Source organism: Winogradskyella sp. A2, assembly GCF_046762865.1.
In the GTDB taxonomy this organism is placed as follows: domain Bacteria; phylum Bacteroidota; class Bacteroidia; order Flavobacteriales; family Flavobacteriaceae; genus Winogradskyella.
Genome location: NZ_JBKQXM010000015.1, coordinates 1 through 4,666, shown reverse-complemented (window position 1 = coordinate 4,666; position 4,666 = coordinate 1). Strand labels below are relative to the sequence as shown.

At 31.5% G+C, this 4,666-nt stretch carries 6 protein-coding genes; all 6 read left to right on the top strand.

Annotated features, from left to right (window positions below; all coding sequences use genetic code 11):
- Positions 1–104: 104 nt before the first annotated feature.
- The 6 genes from ACFWV9_RS16085 (at position 105) to ACFWV9_RS16060 (ending at position 4,414) form a co-directional block, all read left to right on the top strand.
- Positions 105–866, top strand: coding sequence for a DUF6090 family protein (locus ACFWV9_RS16085; RefSeq protein WP_411896254.1), 762 nt, complete (start codon positions 105–107; stop codon positions 864–866).
- A gap of 164 nt (positions 867–1,030) precedes the next feature.
- Positions 1,031–1,762 (top strand): DUF6090 family protein, encoded by a 732-nt coding sequence (locus tag ACFWV9_RS16080; RefSeq protein WP_411896253.1) that lies wholly within the window; start codon positions 1,031–1,033, stop codon positions 1,760–1,762.
- 674 nt (positions 1,763–2,436) lie between these two features.
- Positions 2,437–3,168, top strand: a complete 732-nt coding sequence (locus tag ACFWV9_RS16075; protein WP_411896252.1) for a hypothetical protein — start codon at positions 2,437–2,439, stop codon at positions 3,166–3,168.
- Positions 3,169–3,327: 159 nt separating this feature from the next.
- Positions 3,328–3,537 carry a hypothetical protein gene (locus ACFWV9_RS16070; protein WP_411896251.1) on the top strand — a complete coding sequence of 70 codons (210 nt, stop codon included), beginning with the start codon at positions 3,328–3,330 and terminating at the stop codon, positions 3,535–3,537.
- Positions 3,538–3,547: 10 nt separating this feature from the next.
- Positions 3,548–3,949: a hypothetical protein gene (locus tag ACFWV9_RS16065; protein WP_411896250.1), complete on the top strand. Its 402-nt coding sequence runs from the start codon at positions 3,548–3,550 to the stop codon at positions 3,947–3,949.
- 3 nt (positions 3,950–3,952) lie between these two features.
- A complete protein-coding gene (locus ACFWV9_RS16060) occupies positions 3,953–4,414 on the top strand; it encodes a hypothetical protein (RefSeq protein WP_411896249.1) in 462 nt (153 codons plus the stop codon).
- Positions 4,415–4,666 lie beyond the last annotated feature (252 nt).

Here is a 4,666-nt window from a genome sequence, read left to right as displayed (position 1 = left end):
GTACCCTTCTCTAATTATTGTTGGAGAATTTATTATCTTTTCATTCTCAAACCAGAACTACGTTTAACCCTTGAGTTGTGCTTCATTATAACCAACACTAACCAATGATTAAATTTTTTAGAAAAATTAGACAAAAACTACTCTCTGAAAATAAATTCAGTAAGTATCTGATTTATGCAATTGGTGAAATTGTTCTTGTGGTTATTGGAATTTTGATTGCATTATCAATTAATAATTGGAATGAAGAAAGAAAAGCTAACTTAAGAGAACAGTCACTATATCAAAATATACTAACCGACTTGGAGAATGAAGATGTCAGATTGAATAGTGCCTTGGGTCAATATAAACAGCACTCTGATGCATATTACCAAATTTATTATGAAACAATAGGTAAGGCAAATTATGATTCAACTAGTAATAAATTAGACACTTATAACATTTTAAGATGGCATAACGTATTTGATTTTGTTGTGACCATTAAACATAAGAATAACATTTCTGAAATTACCAATAATAAAATAATAGAACTACTAAATGAAAAAGTAGATAGTGAATCTAATGTACTACAAGCCAATCAAAATTTTAATGATTTTAAAGATGAAATAATTATTCCTTTTTTTATTCGACATAGGATATATGATAGTAAAAAAGCATTTCAATCGGAAAAATATAAATTCAATCCTCTTCTTGATAACAACTTTATTAGTAATAATAGACTAAAATCTCAAGACGTATCTGCAGAATTCGATCAAATATTAGTTGAATTAAAAATTAAAACTTCATGGGCTATTGAAACTTTAGAAAGACTAATGAGAAAGAATAATGAAATTAGTGAAGCTTTAAGCAACGAATTGAATGAAAAATAACGAAAGCACAACAACGTGTATAATTAATTGCTTTGGTAAGTGCTTAATTGGAAAATTCCTTTGGAATTTTCTCGCGTACGTTTTTGTTTACTAAATTAGTTGCTTAACCACGCAACTAACCATACACAAACAAGTTGTGCTTCGTTATGACAAACCGCTAATCAATGATAAAATTCTTTCGAAAAATTCGCCAGCAACTCCTCTCTGAAAACAAGTTCAGCAAGTATCTGGTTTATGCCATTGGAGAAATAGTACTTGTGGTTCTCGGAATTTTAATTGCTCTCAATATTAATAATCGCAACGAAGTATCCAAGTTAAAACAAAAAGAGCTCGTTTTGTTAGCCGAAATGAAACAAAACCTGAAGCAAGATTTGAACACTTTGGATGGTATTATTCGAGCAGATAAAGAAAGAATTCGCTCAAATGAAATAGTTAAACTTTCTCTTGAAACAAAAACAGCTTTTAATGATTCATTAAAATATCACTTTGGCAATACTTTTGGCAATTGGGAATTAACTGAGAATACAGCCGCTTGGGAAAATCTTAAATCTATTGGATTAGATTTGATATCAAATGATTCCTTACGAAGTTCATTATCTCACCTCTATTCTACGAGATATCCATACTTGGAAAATACAGAAAGAAATGCAGATGACAGAATTCAATGGGATCGCCTTTATCCACAAATCTTAAAGCACATTAACATAGACAAAATGTGGGTTTCTGGAACACCTAATAATTATGAAGAATTAATGCAAGATAGAGAGTTTTTAGAAGTTATTAAGATGAATATATTCATGCGCAAATTTATGCATTCACTGTATAACGATATCAGGAACGATGTGTCTATATTAATAGAGCATGTTGATAGTCATATCCAATATTTGAAAAAATAACAAAGCACAACAATGGCTATAATTCATTGTGGTTTTGTGCCACACTAAAATAAAAGTATAAATCAAAGGCTGATTTCTCAGCGGAATAATCCTGCGGATGATTCCACAACGAAATCATAGCCGAACCGATGAGAACACATTATTCATGTCATTCCTATTGTTTTTAAAAGGAATTCATGTGTTCGCTGTGCTCGTGACGCCAAAGGCGAACTTTAATTACTACGTGCTTTCGCACTCTCATCCTTAAAGTAAATGTGTTCTCATCTCAAGGGTTAAACCAAATTACACAAATGACTTTACAATAAACAATCGCCTTAGACGGGCTTCGAGCCAAATCGAGCTTGCGAGATTCATGAGCTCAAAAAATAAAATAAAATCTTGGCGAATAAAACGTGCGCCATCGTCGGTTAAAAGTAATTTAGTTCATAGCATTTCTATTTTAATAAATCTGTATTCATGAATGCTTCGCATTTGGCCCTGGTCCTCGAATTCCCAATCTAATAAATTCTACAATTTACTCCTCGCTCCGCGAGGCTAATTGACGACCAATAATTAGAGATTATATGGAAGTCCGCTTCTCTAATTATTGTTGGAGAATTTATTATCTTTTCATTCTCAAACCAGAACTACGTTTAACCCTTGTGTTGTGCTTCATTATGACCAACCCTTAACCAATGATTAAATTCTTTAGAAAAATTAGACAGAACTTACTTACCGAAGGCAAAACTGGAAAGTATATTAAATATGCCATCGGAGAAATCGCTCTTGTAGTTATAGGAATTTTGATTGCCCTGCAAGTCAATAATGCAAACGAAGTACGTAAATCAAATCGAGAATTAGATAAGATAAACCAAAACCTGTTACAGGAATTTGAATCGAATCAAAAGGCTCTGAATACAGCAATAAACCAATTGAAATGGACAAAACAAGGAAGTCTAAAAGTACTTTCAATGATAGGAAAATCAGAGAGTGAACTTATGATTACCAATATTGATAGTATAATAGAGATTTCACTCTTTTGGCCAACTTGGAAACCAACCAATTTTGTCTTGAACGAACTCAAAAGCACTGGAAAGTTATCGTTATATAAGAATAGCAAGATTAAAGACCTACTTTTTGAATATGAGCGACAATCGGAATATGTAAATGATTGGAATAGAAGAATGGAAAAAAGTTCGCAGGACATTATTGACTACATTAAAAACAACGCTTCATTAAGAAATGTCAACCATAATAGGATTTCGATAAAAAAATCGGATTTGGATTTTAATAATGTTAAGCTATTTAGTGATATAAGATTTGAAAATCAGATTGATGAGAAAGTACTTTTTTCACAATTTTTGGAAAATATTTACGAAGAAACCGATAATTTAATTAATCAAATTTTAGAGGAAACCAAAAAATAACGAAAGCACAACAACGTGTATAATTAATTGCTTTGGTCGTTGCTTATTTGGAAAATTCCTTCGGAATTTTCTCGCGTTCGTTTTGGTTTACTAAATTAGTTGCTGAAACACGCAACTAACCATACACAAGACCGATGAGAACACATTTGAAAACAGATAATGAAACTATTAAGAAAAACTTGGTTCAGAATAATTATTAGTCTAATTGGAGGCGGAATGACAGCAGAATTATTACATATTTCGACTGGAGACCCAAATAGACCAATGGAATTTAATCCTAGTCTTGTTGTAGCAGTTATTCTATTCGTTGCTATAACTTTTGGTATTTATTTATATGATTATTACAAAATAAAATCGAACAATAGCTAAACTACCTAATTTGAAATCATCTCTTAATCTACTAGTCTTAATAACTTTAATTTTAGGAATTAACTCTTGCACAGCACAATCTGAATCTGAAAAAAAACTAATCGGAAAATGGATTTTGGTTGCGGAATCTGACTCTTTTGATAAGGGTATTGAGCCACTTACGGAAAATGACTCTAAATCTGAATCTGACACAAAATCGGAATTGAAAACCACTCTGACTTTTAATAAAGACAAATCAATATTTATTAACCAAATGGGAAATGAATACAATGCGACTTATAAACTGATTGACTCAAATCTGACTATTGGAAGTCGCGAATATATAATTGTTAAAATTGACAAAGAAAAGTTGATTTACAAAGTCAAAGACCATCTATTTGATAAGCATTATGAATTTAAAAAGATGGAATAAAAAGTGGATTACCTAACAAACATAAAATCATCTGAATTTCAATCTGAAGTAAAAACTTCAATTAATCTGATTGGAAATTTAAAAGAAAGTCTTGAAGACGAAAAGTTATTGAATTTTCTAACTCAAAACGGAATTAAAGAAAGTAACGCAATTGAAATTGTGATTTTTCTACCAATCGCATTCGTTCGTAAAATGTTACCAAACGTAAATTGGCGTGAAAATTATATTGAACAATTATCAGACAAAAAACAAAGAACCAAAAGTTTTGCCGAAAATAGTTTTTATAGGATAATCGAAAAAGAAACTGACAATTATTACGCTGGAAAAGCAGAAAGTGAGGTAATACTTAAAATTGCTGGACGAAGTGCGGAATTTAAGGTAATAAACGACCTTTTATTAAAAAATGGAAAAGCAGATATTTCCGAAATAAAATTAACGGAGAATATCATAATACGAAATGAATAAAAAACGTGTGCTAACACCGTGTATAATCCATAGCTAGCCATTTAAGGGACTCTCAAGAAATTCTGTCGAATTTCTACTACGCAGTGCTCTTTTTGCTAACTTAGGTCTCTATCGCTACGGCATCATAGCCGAGACCGATGAGAACACATTATTCATGTCATTCCTATTGTTTTTAAAAGGAATTCATGTGTTCGCTGTGCTCGTGACGCCAAAGGCGAACTTTAATTACTACGTGCTTTCGCACTCTCGTCC

Bases quoted from the DNA above. Each gene is read 5' to 3' on its own strand.
- ACFWV9_RS16075 (WP_411896252.1), top strand. From the start codon at position 2,437: ATGATTAAATTCTTTAGAAAAATTAGACAGAACTTACTTACCGAAGGC.
- ACFWV9_RS16085 (WP_411896254.1), top strand. From the start codon at position 105: ATGATTAAATTTTTTAGAAAAATTAGACAAAAACTACTCTCTGAAAAT.
- ACFWV9_RS16070 (WP_411896251.1), top strand. From the start codon at position 3,328: ATGAAACTATTAAGAAAAACTTGGTTCAGAATAATTATTAGTCTAATT.
- ACFWV9_RS16080 (WP_411896253.1), top strand. From the start codon at position 1,031: ATGATAAAATTCTTTCGAAAAATTCGCCAGCAACTCCTCTCTGAAAAC.